The sequence below is a fragment of the Blastococcus litoris genome, from assembly GCF_003075095.1.
GTDB lineage: Bacteria > Actinomycetota > Actinomycetes > Mycobacteriales > Geodermatophilaceae > Blastococcus_B > Blastococcus_B litoris.
In genome coordinates, this window is the sequence record NZ_QCZF01000002.1 from 20,437 (window position 1) to 44,350 (window position 23,914).

At 70.8% G+C, this 23,914-nt stretch carries 25 protein-coding genes; 13 read left to right on the forward strand and 12 right to left on the reverse strand.

Annotation, left to right across the window (positions count from 1 at the left end; all coding sequences use genetic code 11):
- Positions 1-7: 7 nt before the first annotated feature.
- The 6 genes from DCS98_RS04595 to DCS98_RS04625 all read right to left on the reverse strand — a co-directional run bounded on the left by DCS98_RS04595 (position 8) and on the right by DCS98_RS04625 (position 10,191).
- Positions 8-3,067: a type I restriction endonuclease subunit R gene (locus tag DCS98_RS04595; protein WP_116450210.1), complete on the reverse strand. Its 3,060-nt coding sequence runs from the start codon at positions 3,065-3,067 to the stop codon at positions 8-10.
- Complete coding sequence (locus DCS98_RS04600) at positions 3,067-4,290, reverse strand: restriction endonuclease subunit S domain-containing protein (RefSeq protein WP_116450211.1); 1,224 nt, start codon at positions 4,288-4,290, stop codon at positions 3,067-3,069. The genes DCS98_RS04595 and DCS98_RS04600 overlap by 1 nt, the downstream gene beginning before the upstream one ends.
- On the reverse strand, positions 4,287-6,266 hold the full coding sequence (locus DCS98_RS04605; RefSeq protein WP_116450212.1) for a type I restriction-modification system subunit M: 1,980 nt from the start codon (positions 6,264-6,266) through the stop codon (positions 4,287-4,289). The genes DCS98_RS04600 and DCS98_RS04605 overlap by 4 nt, the downstream gene beginning before the upstream one ends.
- A gap of 739 nt (positions 6,267-7,005) precedes the next feature.
- The gene (locus DCS98_RS04615; RefSeq protein ID WP_206340099.1) at positions 7,006-7,878 is read right to left on the reverse strand and encodes an HNH endonuclease; all 873 of its coding nucleotides are present in this window, start codon (positions 7,876-7,878) and stop codon (positions 7,006-7,008) included.
- A 197-nt stretch (positions 7,879-8,075) separates the two neighbouring features.
- A complete protein-coding gene (locus tag DCS98_RS04620) occupies positions 8,076-9,479 on the reverse strand; it encodes an ADP-ribosylglycohydrolase family protein (protein WP_116450214.1) in 1,404 nt (467 codons plus the stop codon).
- A 67-nt stretch (positions 9,480-9,546) separates the two neighbouring features.
- Positions 9,547-10,191 (reverse strand): dihydrofolate reductase family protein, encoded by a 645-nt coding sequence (locus tag DCS98_RS04625; protein ID WP_116450215.1) that lies wholly within the window; start codon positions 10,189-10,191, stop codon positions 9,547-9,549.
- A 111-nt stretch (positions 10,192-10,302) separates the two neighbouring features.
- On the opposite strand from DCS98_RS04625, the gene DCS98_RS04630 reads away from it, so the two are divergent.
- The 4 genes from DCS98_RS04630 (at position 10,303) to DCS98_RS23850 (ending at position 13,332) form a co-directional block, all read left to right on the forward strand.
- Positions 10,303-11,994, forward strand: a complete 1,692-nt coding sequence (locus DCS98_RS04630; RefSeq protein ID WP_116450216.1) for a CocE/NonD family hydrolase — start codon at positions 10,303-10,305, stop codon at positions 11,992-11,994.
- Positions 11,995-12,129: 135 nt separating this feature from the next.
- A complete protein-coding gene (locus DCS98_RS22855) occupies positions 12,130-12,300 on the forward strand; it encodes a hypothetical protein (RefSeq protein WP_164704380.1) in 171 nt (56 codons plus the stop codon).
- 103 nt (positions 12,301-12,403) lie between these two features.
- Entirely contained in the window at positions 12,404-13,117 is a 714-nt protein-coding gene (locus DCS98_RS04635) for an EcsC family protein (RefSeq protein WP_116450217.1), read from the forward strand.
- 80 nt (positions 13,118-13,197) lie between these two features.
- On the forward strand, positions 13,198-13,332 hold the full coding sequence (locus DCS98_RS23850) for a hypothetical protein (RefSeq protein ID WP_277394601.1): 135 nt from the start codon (positions 13,198-13,200) through the stop codon (positions 13,330-13,332).
- Positions 13,333-13,566: 234 nt separating this feature from the next.
- Here DCS98_RS23850 and DCS98_RS04640 read toward each other — a convergent pair whose 3' ends face one another.
- Positions 13,567-14,652, reverse strand: coding sequence for a transglycosylase domain-containing protein (locus DCS98_RS04640; protein ID WP_116450218.1), 1,086 nt, complete (start codon positions 14,650-14,652; stop codon positions 13,567-13,569).
- A 437-nt stretch (positions 14,653-15,089) separates the two neighbouring features.
- On the opposite strand from DCS98_RS04640, the gene DCS98_RS04645 reads away from it, so the two are divergent.
- The 3 genes from DCS98_RS04645 to DCS98_RS04655 all read left to right on the forward strand — a co-directional run bounded on the left by DCS98_RS04645 (position 15,090) and on the right by DCS98_RS04655 (position 16,469).
- Positions 15,090-15,767, forward strand: coding sequence for a DUF4253 domain-containing protein (locus DCS98_RS04645; protein ID WP_116450219.1), 678 nt, complete (start codon positions 15,090-15,092; stop codon positions 15,765-15,767).
- Between the two features lie 82 nt (positions 15,768-15,849).
- Positions 15,850-16,074, forward strand: a complete 225-nt coding sequence (locus DCS98_RS04650) for a FitA-like ribbon-helix-helix domain-containing protein (protein WP_241037180.1) — start codon at positions 15,850-15,852, stop codon at positions 16,072-16,074.
- Positions 16,071-16,469, forward strand: a complete 399-nt coding sequence (locus tag DCS98_RS04655; RefSeq protein ID WP_116450221.1) for a type II toxin-antitoxin system VapC family toxin — start codon at positions 16,071-16,073, stop codon at positions 16,467-16,469. Before DCS98_RS04650 ends, DCS98_RS04655 begins: the two co-directional genes overlap by 4 nt.
- A 25-nt stretch (positions 16,470-16,494) precedes the next feature.
- On the opposite strand, the gene DCS98_RS04660 is transcribed toward DCS98_RS04655, so the two are convergent.
- On the reverse strand, positions 16,495-17,025 hold the full coding sequence (locus DCS98_RS04660; RefSeq protein WP_116450222.1) for an HAD domain-containing protein: 531 nt from the start codon (positions 17,023-17,025) through the stop codon (positions 16,495-16,497).
- Positions 17,026-17,201: 176 nt separating this feature from the next.
- Here DCS98_RS04660 and DCS98_RS04665 point away from each other — a divergent pair, with 176 nt between their 5' ends.
- Entirely contained in the window at positions 17,202-17,438 is a 237-nt protein-coding gene (locus tag DCS98_RS04665; RefSeq protein ID WP_116450223.1) for a hypothetical protein, read from the forward strand.
- 9 nt (positions 17,439-17,447) lie between these two features.
- Here DCS98_RS04665 and DCS98_RS04670 read toward each other — a convergent pair whose 3' ends face one another.
- Entirely contained in the window at positions 17,448-18,347 is a 900-nt protein-coding gene (locus DCS98_RS04670; RefSeq protein WP_116450224.1) for an SMP-30/gluconolactonase/LRE family protein, read from the reverse strand.
- Between the two features lie 121 nt (positions 18,348-18,468).
- Between DCS98_RS04670 and DCS98_RS22860 the strand changes: the two genes are divergently transcribed.
- The 4 genes from DCS98_RS22860 to DCS98_RS04685 all read left to right on the forward strand — a co-directional run bounded on the left by DCS98_RS22860 (position 18,469) and on the right by DCS98_RS04685 (position 20,662).
- On the forward strand, positions 18,469-18,624 hold the full coding sequence (locus DCS98_RS22860; protein ID WP_164704381.1) for a hypothetical protein: 156 nt from the start codon (positions 18,469-18,471) through the stop codon (positions 18,622-18,624).
- A 94-nt stretch (positions 18,625-18,718) separates the two neighbouring features.
- On the forward strand, positions 18,719-19,357 hold the full coding sequence (locus DCS98_RS04675; protein ID WP_116450225.1) for a hypothetical protein: 639 nt from the start codon (positions 18,719-18,721) through the stop codon (positions 19,355-19,357).
- Positions 19,358-19,379: 22 nt separating this feature from the next.
- On the forward strand, positions 19,380-20,336 hold the full coding sequence (locus tag DCS98_RS04680; RefSeq protein WP_116450226.1) for a D-2-hydroxyacid dehydrogenase family protein: 957 nt from the start codon (positions 19,380-19,382) through the stop codon (positions 20,334-20,336).
- 137 nt (positions 20,337-20,473) lie between these two features.
- Positions 20,474-20,662, forward strand: a complete 189-nt coding sequence (locus DCS98_RS04685; protein WP_206340100.1) for a hypothetical protein — start codon at positions 20,474-20,476, stop codon at positions 20,660-20,662.
- Between the two features lie 52 nt (positions 20,663-20,714).
- Here the strand turns inward: DCS98_RS04685 and DCS98_RS04690 are convergent, their stop codons facing one another.
- Complete coding sequence (locus tag DCS98_RS04690; protein WP_116450227.1) at positions 20,715-21,329, reverse strand: hypothetical protein; 615 nt, start codon at positions 21,327-21,329, stop codon at positions 20,715-20,717.
- Between the two features lie 159 nt (positions 21,330-21,488).
- Here DCS98_RS04690 and DCS98_RS04695 point away from each other — a divergent pair, with 159 nt between their 5' ends.
- Positions 21,489-22,154 (forward strand): hemerythrin domain-containing protein, encoded by a 666-nt coding sequence (locus DCS98_RS04695; RefSeq protein WP_116450228.1) that lies wholly within the window; start codon positions 21,489-21,491, stop codon positions 22,152-22,154.
- A gap of 39 nt (positions 22,155-22,193) precedes the next feature.
- Here the strand turns inward: DCS98_RS04695 and DCS98_RS04700 are convergent, their stop codons facing one another.
- Positions 22,194-22,985 carry a hypothetical protein gene (locus DCS98_RS04700; protein ID WP_116450229.1) on the reverse strand — a complete coding sequence of 264 codons (792 nt, stop codon included), beginning with the start codon at positions 22,983-22,985 and terminating at the stop codon, positions 22,194-22,196.
- Entirely contained in the window at positions 22,982-23,911 is a 930-nt protein-coding gene (locus DCS98_RS04705) for an ABC transporter ATP-binding protein (RefSeq protein WP_116450230.1), read from the reverse strand. The genes DCS98_RS04700 and DCS98_RS04705 overlap by 4 nt, the downstream gene beginning before the upstream one ends.
- Positions 23,912-23,914: the final 3 nt, after the last annotated feature.

The window sequence follows — 23,914 nt, forward strand, 5'->3', positions numbered from 1 at the left end:
TAGCCTTCTAGCCCGTGGGGGACGCGTGCTTGCGGCGAGCAGCCTTCCAGGTTTCCGTGCTGATGATCTTCTGGACGGCGTCAGCAAAGAATTCATTCTCCAGGAGTGCCTTGAGGAGCTTGTTGGAGCTTTCCTGGTTCTGGAAGAGGGCGCCGGCGATGTCGTCCTTCTTGATGGTCAGCGAGAACTGTTCCTCGGTGTTGTCCGCGGCCCGCTGCTGCACGTCCTCGTCGTCCGACAGGTGGCTGGGGACGCCGACGTAGATGAGCAGGCTCTCGGCCTGGCTGAGGTCGATGCCGTGCGCGGCGTTGAAGGTGCTGATGAGCTGGGAGAGCTTCACCAACAGCGCCTCTTCGACAGTGCCGCCACGGCCTTCGCCCGTGAAGCTCTCGATTTCGCCGCTGCTCTCACCGGCAGTGTTGCTGCCGCTGGACGCCAGGCCGGCCTGGTGGCCGATGAAGGCCAGAGCGGTGTCGCCTAGGTCGATGGATCCGGACTCAGTGGGGGATTCCTTGAGCTTTGCGAGCAGCAGCTTCCCGTAGAGGTAGAGGCTCTCCAGCTCCTCGTCGGTGAACTTCATGACCTGGCCGAGGAAGGCGTAGGCGCGGACGAAGGCCTTGAGGGCGTCGCGCAGGTCGGTGAGCTCGTGCTCGGGCAGGTTGCCCGCGCGGAGGACGGCGGGGTCGACGTTCGCCGACACCGTCGCGTGCGTGGCCGAGTTGCCCAGCAGGAATGCCGTCACCGCCTTCTGCTGCTCCTCCGGATCGATGACGTGGTGATTCTCGATGCGGGTCTGCAGGTTGTAGAGCAGGTTAGGGTCGCTCTCCTCCGTCCAGCTGCTCTCGTAGAACGGCGCGAACTGCTCGCGCATCTCCTCGGCGGTGTTCCGGAAGTCGAGGACGAAGGTGTCCTCCTTGCCGGCGTGGATGCGGTTGAGTCGGGAGAGGGTCTGCACCGCCTTCACGCCCTCGAGCTTCTTGTCCACATACATCGTGTGCAGCAGTGGCTCGTCGAAGCCAGTCTGGTACTTCTCCGCGACGATCAGCAGCTGCCCCTCGTCGTGGAAACGCTGCTTGGTCTGGGTCTCGGGGAAACCGTTGAGAATGCTCTCGGTCACGCCGTCACCGGGGACGTCGGGATCGACAAGGCTGCCGGAGAACGCCACCATCGCGCGGATGCCGGTGAGCTGCTTCTTCTCCAAGTACCGCTGGACGGCGGCGAGGTAGCGGACGGCGTGGAGCCGGCTGCCGGTCACCACCATCGCCTTGGCCTGCCCGCCGATCTTGCCGGCGGTCACGGTGCGGAAGTGCTCGATGATGATCTCGGCGCGCTGGTCGAGGTTGGAGGGGTGCAGGTCGACGAAGCGGGCGAGCGCGACCGCGGCCTTGCCCTTCTCCACCTCGGGGTCGTCGCTGGTGAGCCCGTTGGCCAGCCGGTAGTAGCGCTTGTAGGTCACGTAGTTGGCCAGGACGTCGAGGATGAAGCCCTCCTCGATCGCCTGCCGCATTGAGTAGAGGTGGAACGGCTCGTAGACCGTGGTGCCGGCCTCCTGGCGCGGGGTGCCGAACAGCTGGAGGGTCTTGCCCTTCGGCGTGGCCGTGAAGGCGAAGAACGACAGGTTCGGGCTGCGGCCACGCGACTCCGCGGATCCGGTGAGCACGGCGGCCAGGACGTCCTGGCCGTCGGGCTGCGCGGCCTCGGCGCTGGTTGCCTCGGTCTCCGCGGCGGCGAGCGGGTCCGCGCCGGCTCCGAGGACCTTCTTCAGTTTCTGGGCGGCCTCACCGGTCTGCGAGGAATGCGCCTCGTCGACGATCACCGCGACCCGCTTACCGACGACGGCGGCGTCCTGGGCGATCACCGGGAACTTCTGCAGCGTGGTGATGATGATCTTCGTCTGGGTGTCGGCGAGCGCTGCCTTGAGCTGCTGGGAGTCCTCGTTGATGCGCTTCAGCAGGCCCTGGACGTGCTCGAAGCCGGAGATCGTGGCCTGCAGCTGTGCATCGAGGACGCGCCGGTCCGTGATGACGACGACCTTGTCGAAGACCAGCTCGTCGGTGCCGATCCCGGCACCGGGGGCGAGCTGTGCGGCGTCGCCGGGGGAGTGCAGGTCGGCGAGGCGGTGCGCCAGCCAGGCGATCGAGTTGGACTTGCCCGAGCCGGCGGAGTGCTGCAGCAGGTAGCTCTGCCCGGCGCCATGGACGGCGGCGTGCGACGTCAGCCGCTCCACGACGTCCCACTGGTGGTAGCGCGGGAACAGGATGGAGCGGCCGCCCTGCTTGGGCACGTCTTCTTGGACGTAGCGGTGCAGCAGGTCCAGCCAGGTGTCGCGCGCCCACACCTGCTCCCACAGGTAGGCAGTGCGGTGGCCGTGCGGGTTGACCGGATTGCCCTTGCCGCCCTTGCGGCCAGGACCGTCCGAGCCCTGGTTGAACGGCAGGAACACCGTCTTCGACCCGTTGAGCTTCGTGGTCATGAAGACCACGTCGGGGTCGACGGCGAAGTGCGCCAGCGCCCGGCGGGCGAAGATCCGGTCGGCGGGATTGCGCTGCTTGGAATCCCGGTACTGCTTCTTCGCGTGCTCGACGGTCTGGCCGGTGAAGTGGTTCTTCAGCTCGGCGGTGGCGACCGGGATGCCGTTGACGGCGAGCATCAGGTCCAGCGACTGGTGCGGGCTGGTCTCGCTGTGGTGCAGCTGCCGGTAGATCAGCAGCCGGTTCTTCGCGTAGTTGGCGACCAGCTCCGGGCTGAGGCCGTGGGTGGGGCGGAAGAAGGCGAGCTGGATGCGCTGGCCGCGCTCCTTGACCCCGCGGCGGAGTACCTGGATGACACCGTGCGCGTCGATCTCGTCGGCGATCCGCTTGGTCACCTTGGCGACGACGGCTGACCCGTGCTGCTGCGTGAGGTTCGCCCAGACCTTCGGCTGGGTCACCTGGACGAACTCGACAAGCTGTACCGGGTCGAGCCCGAGCGGGACGTCGTAGTCGGTGGGGGAGCCGTGCCGCCAGCCGTGGGCAAGGAGATGAACCTCGATCGCTGCCTCGAAGTCCGATTCCGTGTGCCCTGCCATCAGGCCACCCCTCGAGCCGTGGTCACGTCGAACTGCCCGGTCACCGCGGCGGTGATCAGTGCCTGTTTTCGTTCTTGCAGCACGGCTTCCCGGGCGGTCAGCAGTCCCCGGAGCCGCATGTTCTCCTTATCCAGCCTGGAGGCGGCCTTTTCGCGGGCCTCCTGCTCGTCCTGGCTCACGTCAGGGATGCGCAGGCCGAGCAGATTGCCCTCGTTCAAACTCGGCATGGTGGCCCCTATAGATCGCTGTAGTAACTGTTCTCGGCTCACCGGGAGACGCAGCAGTGCTTGCAGGAAGCGGGGGCGAATCCTCGCGTGACCGAGCTGGATCGCTATGGAATCGCTTCCGCAGATCCAGCCGTCAGCCTGATCGTTCACGAGAGCGGACCGTCCGATGTCGCCCTTCCGGCTGACGACCAGGTCACCACTTCCCAAACGGTGACGACGCAACCGGTCTGCCACGTGCCGGGGGATGGTCTCGGTGTGGCTCGGGTGTAGCCGGCCGTCCCTGATGTGTGACGGGTTGATGATTGGGACGCCTCCATCGACGTACTCGCTCGCGGCGAGGACTGTGCCGAACGGACCAGTGGTAACTCGAGCCCCTAGCCATCTGATGGGGACGCGGACTTCCTCCTCACCGATCAGTGCCGAGGTCATCTCGCTGATGGACGCTTGGTCAGTCAGTTCGAGTTGTCTGTGCCCCAGGGCGATGGCGCGATCGAGGCGGTTGACCTGGTCGTTGAGGAAGTCTGCAATCCGCCGCTGTTCGGTCCTCTCGGGAGGGTCGAAGGAGAGCGCGCGGACGCGCTCGCCTCCCAAGTGCCAGATCGCTAGACCCTGAGACGCCTCGGCATACAGTCCAGAGACGAAGGCGTGCCGGGACCACCAGTAAAGGAAACGCGGCTCGACGTGCGGGCGTGCGCGCAGCCGCAAGAGGGTGTTCTGGAACATCATGGGGCTCGGTGAGCCAACCCATGCCGCCGAAGCGCCCACAGTCGACCTACTGCCCGAGCCTTCCGTCACGAGAACGTCGCCGGGTTCCAACGCGTAGCGCAATTGCTCAGATGGCGAAAAGTTCATCGTCTTGATGTCGTCCAGAATCAGTTCGCCGTCGCCCACGTTGGCCGCGCGTAGGTACGGCGTCATGTGCTCGCCGGCAGCGTTCTCCGGGCTCCGCATGCGACCGAGTAGCACGTCGGCGCCCGAGCGAAGGGCGGGACTCATCTCTTCAGTCCTGCCAGCACCCGCTGGATCTCCGCTTCAACCGCTTCCAACTCGGCATCGATCTCGGCGAGCGGTCGCGGCGGGACGTACTTGTAGAAGAACCGGGTGAAGGGGATCTCGTAGCCGATCTTGGTCTTGGTGTGGTCGACCCAGGCATCGGGGACGTGCGGCAGCACCTCGCGCTCGACGTAGGCGTCAACGTCCTCGACCAGCGGCACGTTCTCGTTGTCGCGCAGGTCGGGGTCGGGGAGCGGGTCGCCCTTCTTGTCCGTGACAACCGGCGCCTCCGGGTCGGCGACCGCGGCCGCGGCGAGCACGGCTTTCTTCAGCGCCGGCGTCAGGCCGACCTGCTTGCGCGCGGTGCAGGCGTTGAGCAACTGCTTGGTGAACGCCTTTTCGTCCTCCTCGGTCACGCCGACCAGGTCTCGCAGCGTGGCGAGCAATGCGTCGCGGGTGCGCCGCGCGTCGTCGTCCCCAGCAGTGAGGGCGACCACCGGCTTGGCCGCTGAGACCTGCTCGATCGTCTCTTCGGTCACGACGTAGCGGCGGCGCAGCGGCCGCTCCACGGTGATGCGGCGGAAGCCGAAGGTGTCGTTGTCGAAGACCTTCACCCGCTCATCGGTGTACGCCAGTTCCGGCGCGTCGTGGTAGAGCCGGGTGACCTGGGCGATGTGGTCGTCGTCGAGATACTTGCGTTTGTCGCCGAGGCTCTTGCGCATCTTCGACCACTCGCCGCGGGCGTCGATCAGAGCCACCTTGCCCTCGCGCTCGGGGCGCTTGCGGTTGGTGACGATCCAGACGTAGGTGCTGATGCCGGTGTTGTAGAAGAGCTGGTCGGGCAGCGCGACGATGCCCTCAAGCCAGTCGTTCTCGATGATCCAGCGGCGGATGTTCGACTCGCCGGACTCGGCAGCGCCGGCGAACAGCGGGCTGCCGGAGAAGACGATGGCGATGCGGCTGCCGCCGTCCTCGGCCGGCTTCATCCGGGCGATCATCTGCTGGAGGAACAGCAGCGAGCCGTCGGAGACCCGGGGGAGCCCCGCGGAGAACCGGCCGCCGGGCTGAGCGGCCTCGGCGCGGATCGCCGCCGCCGACTTGTTCCAGTCGACACCGAACGGCGGGTTGGCAAGCAGGTAATCGAAGCGCTTGTCGGCGTGGCCGTCGTCAGTGAGCGTGTTGCCCAGGACGATGCGCTCGGGGTCCTGGCCCTGGATGAGCAAGTCCGACCGCGCGATTGCCCACGTCTCGGGGTTGAGCTCCTGGCCGAACATCTCCAGCCGGGCCTTCGGGTTGAGCCTGGTCAGCCACTGGTCGGCGATGTTGAGCATGCCGCCGGTGCCGCAGGCCGGGTCGTAGATGGATCGGACCGGCGCGGTGCCGGTGAGCACCTCGGAGTCTTCACCGAACAGCAGGTTGACGATCAGCCGGATGACCTCGCGCGGGGTGAAGTGCTCACCGGCCGTCTCGTTTGAGAGCTCGGAGAAGCGTCGCAGCAGTTCCTCGAAGATGTAGCCCATCGCGTGGTTGGGCACGACCTCCGGCCGCAGGTCGAGGTCGGCAAACTTGCCAAGCACCAGGTAGAGCAGCCCGGCGTCGTCGAGTCGGGTGATCTGCTCGTCGAACCGGTACTTCTCCAGCACCTGCGCCGCGCCCGGCGAGAAGGCGCCGATGTAGGCGCGGAGTTGCTGAGCCAGGTTGTTAGGGGAGTCCAGCAGCTTGCTGAACGTCAGCGGGCTGACGTTGTAGAAGGGGACACCGGCCGCCTGGCGCAGCAGGAGGTCCGGATTGTCGGTTACGCCCTTGAGCTGCTCGGCGCGCTCGAGCACCTTCGGTTTGGTCTCCTCCAGGACGGCGTCCAGTCGGCGCAGCACCAGCAGCGGAAGGATGACCCCGCGATACTCAGCCGGTTTGTAATCGCCCCGAAGCAGGTCAGCGACCTGCCAGACGAACTGAACTTTGCCTTCGAAACCCTGCAAGACGTACCTCTCGTCCCTGACCGAGTCACACCGTGACGGTCGCGTCTCAGAAGTCTCGCCTGTCGTCAGGGTCCTGTCACCGACCGGGTGATGCCCGAGTGGCAGCGCGAGCCGGAAGGGACTCGCCGCCCTAGCGTGTGGCCATGGGCGACGCCATCGGGGTAGTGATGCCGCGCGCTAACTGGTCGCCGTGGATCGCGCTGACCCAAGCTGCGCTCGTCGCGCCGCCTCGACCGGGCGTCTACCTAGCGCGACGGGGTGCTGCGGGAGAGCTGCTTTACGTGGGCCATGCCGGGGAGCGGGCACGTAGCCAGCCGGGACTCCGCGGCCGCCTCGGTGTGTACGCGAGGGGCAGAGGTGCCGTCAGTGGTCTCGGCGAGGCCGCCCTCGATCGGGCTCTGGGGGATCCACTATTTGTTCGCCACCGGTTGCATCTATTAGAGGCAGGGCGACCTGAACGGGCGAAGGACTGGGCTCGTGCGGCGCTGGCTTGGGCGAATGTGCACGTCTGCTGGTCGGAGCGAAGCACTAAGGCCGACGCAATCTTGTTCGAGGACGAGTTGCTCGCGTTGCTGGAGGCTCACGACCTGTGGAACCGCAAGCGACCGACTAGCGCGCGAGCGTGAGCACGCCCAAGCCAAGCAGTGGCGCGTCTAGAAGGCGCCGTGAATGGCTGCGGTTCGAGCCATGACGCGGCGTTGCTCCGTGGGGGCTGGTCTGGACAGCGAGGGCGTTTCGTTCAGCTGGCGCTACGAAATTCTTCGTACCGCTGCTCCAGTCTCTCGCGATGCGGCTGCGCTGCCCGCTGGGTCGGCACGGTCAGTCGCTGGCCCGACATCTCTTGGATCCCGTGACGCAGCATGGGTCCGTCCTTCTCCAGCAGAACGTCGGGCCGGACCTCGATCACCAGGTCGGGTCGGATCCCGATGATGTTGCGGTCGTAAGCAGCATGATGGATCTTGCACAGTGATAGGCCGTTGGGTACGACCGCATGGCCGGTCGCATCGGTGTCGCGGATGATGTGCGCTGCGTCCAGAAGATCAGTGTGCTGGAGGTGGCAGACGGCGCACTGCTTACGGTAAGCCCGCAGAACCTGTGCTCGGAAAAGCGGTTGATGCAGGCGCGTGCGTACGAGTCGCTCGAGATACGAACGGCGGTCTGGCGTCAGAGCCTCGATGAGGGCTGGATCGATCAGCCTCTGCGCTTCTTCGATGGCTATCAAGAAGGCCCGCTCCGCCGGCCGCTCGGCAACGACGTGGACCGGGAAGTGGACCTGATAGACGCTCTTCGCGACACCCACAAAGTAGGCCAATGGCTTCTCTTGCTCGAGGGCGGCGCGAAGGGCTCTGTTGTCGGACCTTTGCGGGTCGGTCCCCTGGTACGCGTACTTGAGCAGTCCGCCGCCCACGAGCGCATCGTCGTAGGGCGGCGCCTGATCGGGAGCCGTGTAGGTCGTCCGGATTGTCAGCGCTGCCTGAAGGTCGGCGGGCTTCCAGATGCCAGGCTGAACCACCAGCTTGAGCGGCCGATCATTTACTACGAAGCGGTTGATATCTGACGATTTGATGCCTTCTGGGTACAGAGCCGCCAGGTTACCGAGGTGGACGAACATCGCGGTGCGAACCTGATCGTCGTCCAACACTGTCAGGTGCCCCCGCCCCATCCGGTTCCGCCTTGGGCTACGTCCTTGCTGACCGTCTCATGCTGACGGCCGTTGACGCGGCAACTACGCGGCGGCTCCGACAAGGGGGCTAGTTCTCTCGCCGCAGGCGTACCTCCGTCCCGAACTGCCGACCGAAGGCTCAATGGCTAGCGAGCCTCTGGATTCTGACTCAGACGCATACGCGAGAGGGCGGCGGTGAAGCTGGCATTCCAGAGGCCGAGGTGCGGCCAGCGCTCGGCGACGTGCGGTGTCGCCTCATCCGGTGTCATGCCTTCCTCGCGAATCAGCCAGGCTCGCAGCACCAGGCCGGTCCGCGAGGCACCGCCGTGGCAGTGCACCAGCAATCGGTGACCCTCGGCCTGCAGCGCTGCCATGTCGTCGAGGACGTCGGCCAGCACGGCGTCCAGGTCGCTGTTGTGCTCGTTGTCGGCGATGTAGGCCATCCGCTGCAGCTCGTGCTCGAACGGCTCACCCAGCCGGCACAGTGAGATGACGGCGAAGTCGGTCTCGCTGTACCGGGCGCCGTCGAGGTTCGCCGCCCAGATGCCGGGCAGCACCTCCTTCGGCCCGATCCGCGGGATGACGCCGGGGTCGTAGTTCTGCTGCACCCCGCCGTCCAGCGCGGCGGCCAGCTGCTGCAGGTCGGCCACCCGCCACACCTTGTCGCCGTGCCCCGGCACCCGCCCGTGCACCGCCGACGACCAGCGCATCGGGATGCCGCCCATCCCGAACACCGCACCGGCGAGACCACCGGCCACGCACGCCACCGTGTCGGTGTCGCCGCCCAGGTCGACGACCAGCCGCAGCACCTCCGCGAAGTCGCACCCGCGCCGCAGCGCCCACACCGCCGAGCCCAGCGTCGGCCACACCGCCCCGCTCGACTCGGTGGCGTCGTCCGGCGTCCACGACGGCGCCAGCACGGCCGCCCACCGCTCCCGGTGCACGTCAGGCACCAGCGCCAGCGCCGAGGGAACCGCCGCCAGCGGATCCCCGCCGTCCAGTGCCACCCGCATCAGCTCGTGGAAGATCGCGCAGCCCTCGCCGGCCGCCGGGTCGCCGTGCGTCAGCGCCGAGATCCGCCGGGCGGCGTCCGTCGTCGCCTCGGTGCCGGCGCGCGAGAAGAAGATCGCAGCCGGCGTCGTCCGCATCAGCGAGCCGTTGCCCGCCGCGTGCCCCGACTCGGCGAAGTGCTCGGCCGCGGCGACATCCCACGGCCGGCCCGACCGCAGCACCGCCCTCGTCTGGTTGCCGATGTCCGGCGGCTCGGCCTCGGCCCAGCGCACGAACCGGTCGAACAGGTCTGCCTCGTCCAGCCCGCCCTGCCCCAGCAACGAGGCAGCCACGATCAGCGCCATCTGGGTGTCGTCGGTGAACTCGCCCGGCTCCCAGCCCAGCGACCCGCCGCCGCACATCTCCGTCTTCGCGCCCCGCGCCGGAACCGGGAACCGGGCGGAGAACTGGCCAGTAGGGCCGAACTCGAACGGCGCACCGAGCGCATCGCCGACGGCGGAGCCGACCAGCGCGCCGGCCACACGGTGGGAGCGGTGCATGCCCCTCACAGTGCCAGGCAGTGAGAGCACGCCGAGAGCGGCGGCGCCCCGCCTGCAGAGGGACCCGTCACCTCCGCCAGAAGATGTGGTGCACCACGCCGCTCGGGCTGGGGACCACCTCCAGGTGGAAGCGGTCGGTCAGCTCGTCGGGCGACTCCCAGAGCCGCACCCCCGATCCGAGCGTCACCCCCGGCACGACCGCTACGTGCATCGTGTCGACGAGGTCGGCGTCGAGGAACTCGCGGATGGTGGTCACCCCGCCACCGAGCCGGACGTCCTTGCCCGCGGCGGCCGCCCGCGCCTGCTCGAGCACGTCGGCCGGCTCGCCGGACACGAAATGGAACGTGGTGTCGGATAGCGTGAGCGACGGCCGCTCGAAGTGCGTCAGCACGAACACCGGCGTGTCGAACGGCGGGTTGTCGCCCCACCAGCCCTGCCACTCGAGGTCGTGCGGCCCGCGGTAGGGGCTGAACTTGTTGCGGCCCATGATCTCGGCGCCGATGTTGTGCGAGAAGTCGCGGGTGAAGTAGTCGTCGAGCCCGCGGCTCCCTCCCGGGTCGGTGCGGTTGGGCCAGCTCGCCGTGGCGCCGGCCCACGCAGCCAGCTCCATCGGGTTCGCGTGGCCGAACGGCCGCTCCAGGCTCTGCCCCTCGCCGGCTCCGAACCCGTCACTCGACAGGAACAGGTTCTGGACCTTCAGCAGCTGCGTCACGGTGCTCCTTGCTCGGGTTGGTCGACGAGGGTCAGACCACCCGGGGGAGGCGGACTCATCGGAGAACTAGTGTCCAGGCCGATCCCCGGCCCGACCAGCCCAGGAGCGCCCGTGCGCCTGCTCGACCGCCGTCCTCCGGCAGGGGGCGCACCCCTGTCCCGTGCCGCCCGGCTCGCCACGTCCGCGCTGGCCCGGCGGTGGGGCCTGCCCGAGGCGACTAACGAGGTCCGCGTGATGCGCGGCGTCGACGTCCCCATGCGCGACGGCACCACTCTGCGGGCCGACGTCTACCTGCCGACCGGCACGGGCCCGCACCCCACCGTGCTGCTGCGCTCCCCGTACGGCCGCGGCGCCGGGTTCGCCTTCCCCATGACGGTGCCGTACGCCGAACGCGGCTACGCGGTCGTGCTGCAGAGCGTCCGCGGCACGTTCGGCTCCGGCGGCGACTTCACCCCCGTCGTCAACGAGGAGCACGACGGGCAGGACACCGTCGCCTGGCTGCGCGAGCAGGAGTGGTTCGACGGCCGGCTCGCCACCCTCGGGCCCAGCTACCTCGGCTACACGCAGTGGGCGCTGGCCCTCGACCCGCCGCCCGAGCTCAAGGCGATGGTGCTGCACATCGGCCCGCACGACCTCGCGCAGGCCGGGATGATCGACGGCGCCTTCCAGCTCACCAACCTCTCCATCTGGACCGACCTCGTCGCCCACCAGGAGAAGGTCGGCTTCCTGCGCGGACTCGTTCGGCTGGCGACGGCGGAACGGCGGCTGGCCCCCTACCTCGGCGAGCTCCCGCTGCAGGGCCTGGCCGAGCGCTTCGGCGGCAACCCGGCGCCGTGGTTCGACGAGTGGCTGGCCCACCCCGACCTGTCCGACCCCTACTGGGATCGCTACCGCGCCACGCCCGCCGTCCACTCGAGCACGGTCCCGACGCTGCTCATCGGCGGCTGGCAGGACTGGTTCCTCGAGCAGACGCTCTACCAGTACGCCGCCCTGCGCGACCGCGGCGTCGACGTCGGCCTCACCGTCGGCCCGTGGGCGCACCTGGGCATCGATCCGGCGGTGACGACGCCGGAGAGCCTCGCCTGGCTGAACGCACACCTGCCCGTCGACGGCGCCTCGCCCGCCGCGCCACGTCCCGGTCGCGTCCGGGTGTACGAAACCGGTGCGCGCACCTGGCGCACGATGCCCGACTGGCCGCCGGCCACCACCGACCGCACCTGGTACCTCGCGACTCACGGCCGGCTGGTCGACGACGCACCGGCCGAGCCCGGGGTCACGACCGTCCACTACGACCCGATGGACCCCACGCCCTCGGTCGGCGGCCGGGTGCTCGCCGGCAGCGCGGGCCAGCGCGACAACACCGAGCTGGAGGCGCGCGACGACGTCGTCACCTTCACCACCGGCCCGCTCCGGAAGCCGGTGGAGCTGCTCGGCGGCGCGCGCGTCCAGCTGGCCGTCGAGTCGGACAACCCGTACTCCGACGTCTTCGTTCGACTGTGCGACGTCCAACCCAACGGGAAGTCGATCAACATCACCGACCGGCTGGTCCGGCTCGACCCGGCGCCCGGCGAGGAGCCGACGGCGGGGGAGCGGACGGTCGAGACGACGTTGCCCGACACCGCGCACCTGTTCCGCGCCGGCCACCGGATCCGGCTGCAGGTGTCCGGCGGCGCCCACCCGCGCTACGCCCGCAACCTCGGCACCGGCGAGCCGCCCGGCGAGGCGACCCACGGCGTGCCGGTGAGGCACCGGATCTGCTCCGGAGGCACCCAGCCGTCGTCGGTCACGCTGCCCGCCGGCTGAGGGCCGCCTCGAGGGCGACAGGGCGACCTGTCGAGAAGTCGACTTGTCGACCACATCCGCCCCGCCCGCACCACCCGCCTGTGACGCCTCACTCGGGTCCCGCATCGAGCCCGTTCCGTTTCCTACGGTGGCGTCGTGGCCAAGCACCTGCACGACGAGACCGCCGAATTCAAGCTGCCCGTGATCGGGCGGCACGCTGCAGCCGACACCGGCGAGCTGGAGATGACCCAGCGTTTCGACCCCGGCTTCTCCCGGCCGCGACCGGCCGTGCCGGCCGTTCCGCCGCGGGACGACGAGACCCGCTGACTCGGGTCGGCCACGGCCTCTCCAGGCCGATACCCAGGTGACCCTGGCGGCGACGCATCACTGCTCCGTCGCCCCAACCCAGTCCAGACACGGGGGATGAAGCATGTCCACGAACCAGAACAGCCTGACCGCCACGAGGACGCCGGTCGCCGAGCCGACGATCGATCCCGCCGAGCTCGAGCCGACTGCGGATGGCACCAGCGACCAGGGCGCCACGGTCCAGCGGCTCGTCGACGCCATCCTGTCGCGCGGGGTCGAGGGCTTCGGCCCGCTCAAGAGCGCTGAGGCGTTCGCCGAGGAGCACCTCGCTCAGCACGGTGATGTCGAGAAGGCGATCGACCGAGTCATCGCGACGCACACCCGGCTCGTGGCCGCTTCCGGCTTCGCCACCGGACTGGGTGGACCGATCACGATGGTCGTCGGCATCCCGACCGACGTGACCGTCTTCTACGCCCTCTCGGCCCGGTGCGTGGCCGCCGTCGCGCACCTGCGTGGCTATGACACCGCCTCCGACGAGGTGCGCAGCGTCGTCCTGCTGTCCCTGCTGGGTGCCGGCGGGGCCGGGCTGGCCGCCGACTTCGGGGCCACGCTGGGCACGAAGGCGGCGATGGCGGCGCTGAAGAAGCTGCCGGGCAAGACGCTCATCGAGATCAACAAGAAGGTCGGCTTCCGGTTGTTCACGAAGTTCGGCACGAAGGGTCTCGTCAACCTCAGCAAGTGGGTGCCCGTCGTCGGTGGGGGAGTGGGCGCAGGCGTCAACGTCGCGGCCATGCGCACGGCCGGCCGGTACGCCAAGAGCAACTTCCCGGCCAGCTGACCCATCCACTTCCACGGGCTGACTCCGGTTCTGCGCTGCGGCGCGACGGGCCAGCTCTCTGCACCGGGAGGACACCCTCGATGTCGAAGGACGAGAAGCAGGAGAAGAAGCCCTACACCGTCGTCGACGCTGCCGTGGACGTCGGCAAGGTCGTCGTCGTGGCCCCTGTCTGGTGGCTGCTCGACGTCACCGTCGGATGGATGCTCGACGCCTGACCGCGCGCGTCGCCGTGTCGGCGAACGCGAGGTGCGGCCAGCGTTCGGTGACGTGAGCCGTCGTCCCCTCGACCGACATCCGCTCTCTCGCCCCAGCCGGCCGCGCAACACCCGGCCGGTGCGCGAGACACGCCGTGGCTGTGCGACTTCCGTCCGGCCGGCCCGCGGGATCACGCCGGGCGATAGCACACCAGCGGTTGCCCTCAGGCGCCGCGAGCTCCCGTCCCGAACAGGTCAGGCAGTGCCCTCCGCGGCGATCAGCTCGGTGACCTCCTCGGGTGCGCTCGAGCAGTCGTCGTCCGAGGGTGGCTGATCGGAGGCGAGCCCCTCGATGCCGACGTCCTCGACCGGCTGGAAGCCCAGCCGGTCGAGCCACGGCGGCACCCGGTTCTGCGCGTTGACCACGTGCGAGCGGGACAGCCAGCCCAGGCCGTCGTCCACGTCGAAGTCCAGGCCCCCGCCGGGGGCGCGCTGGACGTGGCCGGGGGAGGGGAGCAGGCCGGCCAGTTGCACGGCCTCGGCGACCGAGAGCTCGCCGGGCGGGGTGTCGAAGTAGTACCAACTGGCCGCGCAGACGCCGTAGATCGTCGGTCCGAACTGCGCGTAGTTCACGTACAGCTCGAGCATGCGGCGGTCGTCGATCAGCAGAGCCATCTCCATGGAGATCCCCGCCTCGACCGCCTTCCGCCAGGCGCTGAGCTCCTGGTTGAGGAACATGTTCTTGGCGACCTGCTGCGGGATCGTCGAGCCCGACGCGTCCTCCTCGCCGGAGATGTGCGCGAGCGCTCGCGCCCACATCACGTGCCAGTCGAAGGCGCCGGAGCGGTAGGGCAACTGGGCGTCCTCGTGCGCGATCACCGCCGCCAGGAAGTTGCGGGACACGTGCTCGACCGGCACCGACTGCTGGATGGAGCCGTCGGGGTTGGCCGCCATGAACGCCGTCGTCGGCGGGTCCACCCAGCGCAGCGACAGCACCAGCAGCGCCTGGACGACGAACAGCGCGGCCAGCACCCGCAGCACCCGACCGAGCAGCCGACGGCGGGGACGAAGGCCGGCCCCGTCGCGGCGACGGCGGAACCCGCGGCGGCCCCGCGGGTCGGGGTACTCGGGCGGAGGCGGCGGGAACGGGCCTTGGGGAGCCCACGGCTGGTGCTGCGGCGGCGGGCTGGCAGGGCCGGGTGGGGCGCCGTACCAGTCGTTCGCGGCGGGCGGCGGCCGGTCGAAGCGGGGACGGCGGGGCGGCTCGACCTGCGGCTGCGGCTCGGTGGGCCGGCGGCGGAACCGGCGGCTCGTCCGGTCGTCCGGGTCGAAGGAGGCCATGCGAGAGGTGCTCCCGTGGTCTGCGGCGGACAGCCAGGCTACGGCGCGTTCCTGTGAGCGTCCCGGATCAGCCGACCTCGGGTCACTCGCGACGTCGATGAGTGCACTGTGGATCCCGCCGCTTCATCCACAGATGCCCGCAGCCGGCCTCCACCCGAGCGTCACACGGGAAGGGTCGGCGCATGTCCCGTTCCCGGCATCGCCCACAGCCTCACCTGGTCCCCCCCGCACCGCATGACGTGCGCATCTCCGTGCCGTCGCTCGCAGCCGTCGCCTCGTCGACGTCCTGCGAACTTCCACCCGCTGGCCGGCTTCGCATCGGGGACGTCGACCTCGGTACCGGCCGGCCTGCCGTCGCGCGACGTCTCCATGGTGAGGCGGCCACCAACCCGCCGGCCCTCTGGTTGGCCGATCGCGGCAGGCCCGACGCATCGGCCGTGTGGCACCGGCTGGTCGGCGGCTTCACCGCGACGCACCTGTGGCCGCTCGTGCTGACCGGCCTCGGCCGCGAGTACGCGGACCGCCCCTGGGAGTCCGGTGAACTCGAGCCGGTGGCGGTGACCGACGTCGACGCGCTGCACCCCGGCGCGGTGCTGGCCGCGGGCTGGGCGGACGGCCTCGTCCCGATGGGGCCAGATCCGTACGTCGAGCACCTGCGGCCCTTCGGTGCCGAGTTCCCGGGCCTGGCGCCCCCGCTGTCGCCCACGGGTGACCCCGCCACCGTGGCGGCTGACGCGCTCGGGATGTGGGGGAGAGGGCGGATCGGCCTGGTGGCGTGCAACCGCCCGGCCGACGCGATCGCCTCGATCGGCTGGCTCGGTGCCATCAACAGCCGCACACCGGCGCAGGTGTCCGCGGTCCTCCGGACGTGGGAGGACCGCTTCGGCGTCGTCCTCGCGGGGCTCGGCTTCGCCACGATGACGCTGCTCGTGCCGCGTCCGCCCGAGGAAGAATCCGTGGCCCTGTCCGTTGCGGCGGAGATCGCCTCGCTCTGCCCTGACGTGCTGGCACAGGACGGTCCGGTGGACGGCTTCGGCTACGAGGCGGGCGGCACCATCGCAGGCCTGGCGCGGCTGCTCGTCGGCCGAACCTCCTGGACGCTGTGGTGGGACTGACGCATGCGGGGTCGCCAGCGGCTCATCGCCGCTGGCGGCAGACTGCAGGCGGTGCTGCTAATCTGCATGTGTGCCCGTGTCGATGACGATCCGCGACGTCCCTGACGAGACCCGCGACGAGCTGGCTGCACGCGCCGCGCGAGCCGGGCAGTCCCTCCAGGAGTACGTACGCACGCAGCTGATGGCGCTCGCCGAGCGGCCCAGCCCGGAAGCGCTGTGGGACCGCGTGCAGCACCGAGTGCTCGCCACAGGGAGCCGACTCTCCGGTGAGTCGATCCAGGAACTGCGGGACGCCGAACGCCGATGACCATCGTCGTCGACGCATCCGTGGTCGTCGCGGCGCTGGTCGACGGCGGGCGTGACGGGACGTGGGCGCGGGCCGGCCTGCGCAACGACGACCTGGCTGCGCCGGCACACCTGCACGTCGAGGTGTCGAACGTGCTCCGGCGCGCGGTCCTCGGCCGTCGGCTCGACGCCGGCACGGCCGCGCTGGCCCACCGCGACCTCGTCGACCTGCCACTGGGGGTCTTCCCCTTCGGTCCGCTGGCCGACCGCGTCTGGGAACTGCACCCGGGAGTCACCGCCCACGACGCGTCCTACGTCGCCCTCGCCGAGGTGCTCGACGCCCCGCTCTGGACGCTCGACCGACGTCTGGCGACGGCGCCGGGTCCGCGCTGCGCATTCACCCTGCCGTCGACCTGACGTGCCCTGTGGCCCGCGGCCCCGCTCACTGTGCGCGCGGTGCGACGAGCCAGGCCTCCACCTGGTCCAGCTCGGCGTGCGTGAGCCCGGTGCCGAAGTCCGGCGCCACCACGAGCACGTCGCCGTGCGCGGCCAGCCACTCGCTGGTGTCCTCCGCCTGCTCGGCGAGGTCGTCGTCGATCCACACGATCCGCCGTCCGGGCTCCGCCTCGGCCACCGCCCGCGCGGCGGCCAGCACCCACCACCCGGAGATACCGCGCCGCTCGCCGCCGAACCCGGTCGGCAGGACGTCGTACCGGTCGTGGGTGCGCAGGCCGCGGGGGAGCCCCATCGGCTCGGCGAGCAGCTCGTCGGCCAGCCGCGTCCAGGTGGTCAGCCACTGGAGCTCCACCCGGCCTGACTCGTGCAGCTCCCGCAGGCGAGCGACGACGGTGGGGTCCCACGACAGCACGTAGCCGTTGAAGGTCCCGCGTCGCCATCCCTCCGGCAGATCGCGACGGACGGCGTTGAGCACGCCGTCGACGTCCAGCAGCAGGACAGGCGGAACAGCGGTCACAGGTACAGGCCTACCCGACGCGCGTCGCCGGCACCGCACCAGCGGCACTCCGCGTGGTTGCGCCGGCGATCAGGCTGCTGGCGGCCGAGCGCGCGACCCCTGGTCGGCCGGCACCGACCTCAATAGCCTCGGGCCTCATCGGCGCGGGGGACCCCGAGCACGAGGGAGGCGGCGACATGGGCGAGAAGAGCGCGAAGGGAGTCAAGGAGAGCGGGCGCAAGGGCGGGCCTGGGCAGGGCGGAGGCGGGAGCCCCGTCTACGGGCTCGGATTCATCGGCGCCGTGGTCTGGCACTGGCAGCACGCCGACACCCCGCAGGAGAAGGCGCTGGCGGTGCTCAAGTCGGCGGTCTGGCCGGCGTTCCTGGTCTACGGCGCCTTCCGGGCGCTGGACCAGGCGTCGGTGGAGGTCTGACCGTCCGATTCAGGGCAGGCCGGCATGGGGGACGGCGACCTGCGTGCTGACGAGGACCGCCTCGCGGACGGGTGCCCGCGTGTGCTCGTAGAAGTCGGGCGCGCAGCACAGCAGCAGCTCACGGCCGTCGTCCCCGCCGAGCGCGCAGGCGTAGACACCCATGCCGTCCGGACCGGCGACCTCGTCGACGATGGCGCCGCCCGGCGCCACCCGGATCGCCCGAGAGCCGAAGCCGTCGGCGACCCAGACGTGCCCCTCGGCGTCCAGGGTGCAGCCGTCGGGAGCGATGACCACCTGGCCCATGAGCTCCTCGATCGAGCCGCCCTCGGGCACGGCGCCGAGCTCGGCCCAGACCCGTCGGTTGCTCAGCGAGCCGTCGGCGGCGATGTCGAAGGCGGAGAAGCGGTTGCCCCAGGTCTCGCCGACGATCAGGGTGCCGCCGTCCGGAGTGATGACCGAGCCGTTCGGGAACCGCAGGCCGTCGGCGACGACGGTCACGGTCCCGTCGGGGTCGACGCGCTTCAGCGACGCGGCCGTCGGCGCACCGCCGCCCATGAGGTCGAAGCCGAAGTCGCCGACGAACGCCCGTCCCTGCGCGTCCACGACCATGTCGTTGACGTGCCCGCCGCAGACGGCGGAGAGGTCGGCGTGCGTCGTGACCTCGCCGTCGGCGAGGCGGAGCAGCCGCTGGTCCTTCATCGAGACGACGAGCAGGTCGCCGTTCGGCAGCCACCCCAGGCCGGAGGGCTGGTTCTCGACCTCGAGGACGACGGTCTCGCCGCCCCCGGGGTTCACCCGGCTGACGGTGTGCCGGTAGAAGTCCGACGCCCACCAGGTGCCCTCGTGCCACCGCGGGCCCTCGAAGAAGGAGCCGCCCTCCAGCACCGTCCGGAACTCTCGATCCGCCATGGAACCGGACGTTACGGGTAGCGCGGGCGCTCCACGAGAGATCGCCCGATCGGACGGGAGCGTGGTTGGCCCGCCGTTCGTTCGGGCAAGCAGAGTGCAAGCAACCCGAAGGAGGCCACTCATGGCAGGCATGTTCCGCAAGCTCATCGCGTCCGGTGTCGCGGCGAAGGTGATCCAGGAAGCCCGCAAGCCGCAGAACCAGGCGAAGATCAAGAAGATGATCTCCGACTTCCAGGCCAAGCAGAAGGGTGGCAGCGGCCGCTCCCGCGGCTACTGACCCCAGCTGGCCCGACGGCCCCTGCCCGCATCCCGCGGGCGGGGGCCGTTGTCGTCGGGCGTCCGCCCGGATTCCCGGGCTAGCGTGGACCACGGTGACGACACGGGAGGAGCGCTGGCAGGAGCGGCTGGCCCTCCCCGTGCTGGTCGCGGCACTCGCCTCCATCCCGGCGATGTTCCTGACCGTCGCCGAGGGCGCGCTCGGCACCGCCGGCCACGCCATCGACATCGCCAGCGGCGCCGTACTCGTTGCCGAGACCGTCGTCCTGCTCGCCGTCGCGGAGAGCAAGCGGGCCTGGATCCGCGGCCACCTCGGCCTCATCGCGCTCACCGTCGCGGTGATCGTCGCCGTCGTCTTCGCCCTGGGGCCGGTGCAGGTCCTCCGGCTGGTCCGCACCGTCGGAGCGCTGCGCATCCTGCGCGCCGGGCGCATCGTGAAGGCCGCGCGCTCGATCGGGAGCCGGCACGGTTCCACGGGCCGGCTCGCCCAGGCACTCGCCGCAGGCGCTGGCGTGCTCGTCGCCGTCTTCGTCGGCGTGGTGCTGGCAGATCCCACCTCGCGGTCCCGGGACCTGCTGACCGCGGTCCTCGGTGACGTCGGCACTCCCGTGATCGTCACCCTGTCCGGCGTCGCCGGCGTCGTCCTGGGCGTGGCCACGTACCTGCTCGCCGGCGACCGGGGCTCCGACGCCGACGCCGAGGAGGGCAGCGGTCCACCACCGGCACGCTCGTAGCGGCTGTAGTAGACCCACACGCATGCATCGGATCGCCGTCCTCGACGACTACCAGTCCGTCGCCGCCCACTACTGCGACTGGTCGCAGGTGCCGGGCGAGATCGAGGTCGTCGAGTTCCACGACCACGTCGGCGACGAGGACGCCGCGGCCGCCCGCCTCGCGCCCTTCGACGTCGTCATCGCCATGCGCGAGCGCACCGAGTTCCGGCGCCCCCTCCTCGAGCGGCTGCCGAACCTGAAGCTTCTGGTCACCACCGGCATGCGGAACAAGTCGATCGACGTCGAGGCGGCCACCGAGCGGGACATCACCGTCTGCGGCACCGGCATCCTCGGCACCGGCACGGCCGAGCTCACCTGGGGCCTGATCCTCGCCGTCGCCCGGCACATCCCGCAGGAACACGAGTCGGTCCGGGCCGGGGGCTGGCAGCAGACCATCGGCCTGGACCTGCACGGCGCCCGCCTCGGCATCGTCGGCCTCGGCCGGCTCGGGACCCAGATCGCCGGAGTCGGTCAGGCGTTCGGGATGGACGTCGTCGCCTGGAGCGAGAACCTCACCGTCGAGCGCGCCGCCGAGTACGGCGTCCGCCGCGTCGACAAGGACGAGCTGTTCAGCACCTCGGACGTCGTCACCATCCACACGCTGCTGTCCAAGCGCACCCGCGGCCTGATCGGCGCCGACGACCTCGGCCGCATGAAGCCGACCGCGATCCTGGTCAACACCAGCCGCGGCCCGATCGTCGACCAGCAGGCACTGCTCGACGCGCTCCACAAGAAGCAGATCGGCGGCGCCGGGCTCGACGTCTTCGACCAGGAGCCGCTGCCCCGGGACCACCCGCTGCGGACGGCGCCCCGCACGGTGCTGACCCCGCACCTGGGCTACGTCACCCGCGACACCTACGAGGTCTTCTACCGGGAGGCGGTCGAGGACGTCGCCGCGTGGATCGCCGGAGAACCGCTGAGGGTCATCCAGCCCGGCTGAGCAGAGGCCCCCAGCGGGCACGGGAGCGCCGCCCTCCTGTCGGACCTCGTCGCTACGTTCGCGATCGACGCAGTGGGGGATCGAGGGGCGGGCGTGGTGTCGTCGAGCTCGTCCCGCCCGCCGTCCAGACCGACCTGATGCCGGCGCTGCGCACCGCCGAGCACGCCATGCCGCTCGACGAGTTCCTCGACGAGGTCGTGCAGATCCTCAGCACGCAGCCCGACGTCGAGGAGGTGCTCGTCGACCGCGTGCGCTTCCTGCGCTTCGCCGAGCGCGAGGGCCGCACCGCCGACGTCCTCGCCATGCTGGCCGCTCGCGGCGACTGAACGCGCAGGAGCCGGCGCCCGAGAACGGGCGCCGGCTCCGGGGAGGTACGGATCACTCGCTGCGGGACAGCCAGCCGGCGGCGGCGATGCCGATCCCGAAGAGCACGGTGCCCGGGATGATCCCGTAGCCCTCCTTGGGCAGCACCGGGTAGAGCAGCGCGCCGACGGTGATGCCGGGGATGGCGAGCGCGGCCCACAGCGGCAGCAGCCGGTGGCGGATCGCGGCGATGGCGATCAGCGCCGGGCCGACGAGGTTCGAGGTGCCGGCCAGCATCGTGTACGCCAGCGACGCCTCCTCGACGGCGGCGAACCCGTGGTGGTCCATGAGCGGCCGCACCCAGGCCTCCATCACCACGCCGCCGGGGATCAGCACCATGCCGAGCCAGGTGATGCCGAGCCCGACGAGGCCGGTGCGGGAGGCGGCGAAGCGGCGGGTGAGCACGGTCATCCCGGCCGCGATCAGCACGGCGCCGATCCCGAAGAGCACGTGGGCGGCGACCCAGGTCGGGTACTCGTGCGCGGTGTCGCTGTGCTCCAGCGGGTGCAGCAGGTTGCCGACGGCGAACAACGCGCCGCCGGCGACGAGGGTCAGGCTGCGGACGTTCGCGGACGGGCGGAAGTCACGGGTCGGGGCGGTGGTGGGGAGCGGGGCCTGCAGCGTGGTCACGTCGTCGTCCTCTGGGTGGGTCGGTCCGGTCGGGCGACCGGTTCGGCGAGGACGTTCGCGGGCCGCACTTACGAAGCTCTTGCCGCCGCACGACAAGTGACCGGCAAGAGCACGGGGCGAGGGTCGGCGCCGACCCGAACGACCCCGAGAGGACACCCGATGACCACCGTCACGCCCCGGCAGGCCGGCGACCCGCGACCCGACACCCTGGGCATGCGCCTGGCCCACCGCGCGATGCTCAAGGACTGCCACCGGCTGACCGCGCTGCTCCAGCAGCTGGCCGCCGAGCCGGTGGAGCCGCCCCGCGCGGCCGCCGTCGCCGCCTACGTCGGCGACTTCTGCGACTCGATCCACCACCACCACTCCGCCGAGGACGACGTCCTGTGGCCGGTCCTCGCCGCGTCGGCCGGCCCGCACGTCGACCTCGCCGAGCTCTCCGACGACCACGCCGCCCTCGACCCGCTGCTGACCCGCATCCGCGCGGGCGCCACCGCCTTCGCCGCCCGCCCCGCCGACGAGGACACCGCCACCGCGCTCGCCGTCGACCTCGCCGAACTCCGCGACACCCTCGACGAGCACATCGCCGACGAGGAGGCCTCCGTGCTGCCGGCCATCGAGGAGTACGTGAGCGTCACGGACTGGGCCGCCGTCGAGGGCGAGATCCGCACGCGCGCGAAGCTGACGTTCGAGGCGCCGCGCGTCGTCGCCGTCGTCACCCCGGACGAGTACGCCGCCCTCGCGAAGGAGGGCGGCGTGATGCTGCGTCTCCTGCTCGCCGTGCTCGTGCCGCCGTTCCGGCGCCGCGAGCGCCGCGTCTTCGGGTGAGCCCGTCGGGCGCCCGCCACCGAGCGGGCGCCCGACGGTTCAGCCGGCGTCCCGGCGCAGCAGCGACCAGCCACCGACCGCCAGCGCGGCCCCGGACCAGCCGACCAGCAGCGTGGCCGCCTGCCCGGCGCTCATCTCCGGCTCGCCGAGCAGGGTCCAGATCGCCGCCGAGCCCGGCAGCAGCTCGCCGAGGTCGGCCATCCACTGCACGCCGAACGCCGGCAGCATCGCGGGCAGCACCAGCTGCAGCAGGAACACCACGGCCAGCGCCCCGGCGGTGCTGCGGAGGAACAGCCCCAGGCCGACGGCGAGCGCCCCGCCGGCCAGCAGGACGGCGGCGATGCCGCCCGCGCTGTCGAGCAGGTCGCCGGTCGAGAAGGTCAGCGACGGCGCCATCAGCGCGGCGGTGACGTCGGCCGCCACGGCGAGCACGACGCCGACGACGGCCGCGCACACCACGGGGACGGCGACCCGCGCGGCCAGCAGCACCCCGCGGCGCGGCGTCCACTGCAGCGTCGGGCCGATCGCCCCGCTGGCGTACTCCTGCGTCACCGCGAGCAGCACGAGCACGAGCAGCGCGAACTGCCCGATCATGACGCCGTACTGACCCGCGAGGGTCGCCGATGCCGTGGACCCGGAGGCGTCGGCCATCTCCGCCTCGTCGACGGCGGTCGCCACTCCGATCCCGATGACGGCGACCGCGGCGGCCAGGAGGCACCACCACGTCGAGCGCACGGTGCGCAGCCGCAGCCACTCGGCCGACGCCGCGCGGGTGGACACCGCGACCGTGCCCGGCTCGTGGACGGCCGGGGCGTGGACGGTGGCGGTCATGAGCGCACCAGCTCCTTCTCGGACGAGACCTTGTACTGGACGCTGTCGCCGGTCAGGTCGAGGTAGACCTGCTCCAGCGACGTGTGCTCCTCGGCGAGGCGGTGCACCGCGACACCCACCTCGAGCGCGATGTCGCCGACCGTCTCGGCCGACGCACCCTCGACCAGCAGGTCGCCGTCGTCGGTGGGGTGCACGCGGAGCTTCCGGCGAAGCAGCGCGCCGGCCAGGTCGTCGAGGGACGGCGTGCGGACCCGGACCTTGCGCGCCGCACCGGTGCCGGCCAGCACCTCGGCAATCGGGGCGTCGGCGATCAGCCGGCCGCGGCCGATGATCACCAGGTGGTCGGCGGTCTGCTCCATCTCGCTCATGAGGTGGCTGGACAGCAGCACGGTGCGGCCCTCGTCGGCCAGCTCGCGCACCAGTCGCCGGATCCACCGGACGCCGTCGAGGTCGAGGCCGTTCATCGGCTCGTCGAACAGCAGGACGGCGGGGTCGCCGAGCAGCGCCGTGGCGATGCCGAGCCGCTGCCGCATGCCGAGCGAGTAGCCCTTCACCCGCCGGCGCGCGGCCGGGCCGAGGCCGACCTGCTCGATCACCTCGTCGACCCGGCGGACCGCGATGCCCTGCGTGCGGGCGGCCACCCGCAGGTGGTCGCGACCACTGCGTCCGGGATGCACGGCCTGCGCGTCGAGCAGCGCCCCGGCGACCCGGAGCGGCTCGCCGAGCCGGTCGAACGGCCGGCCGGCAACCAGCGCGCGGCCCGCCGTCGGCCGGTCGAGGCCCAGGATCATCCGCATCGTGGTGGACTTGCCGGCGCCGTTCGGACCGAGGAAACCGGTCACCGTGCCGGGCGCCACGTCGAAGGTCAGGTCGTCGACGGCGCGCACGGCGCCGTACTGCTTCGTGAGCCCGCGGACCTCGATCATCGG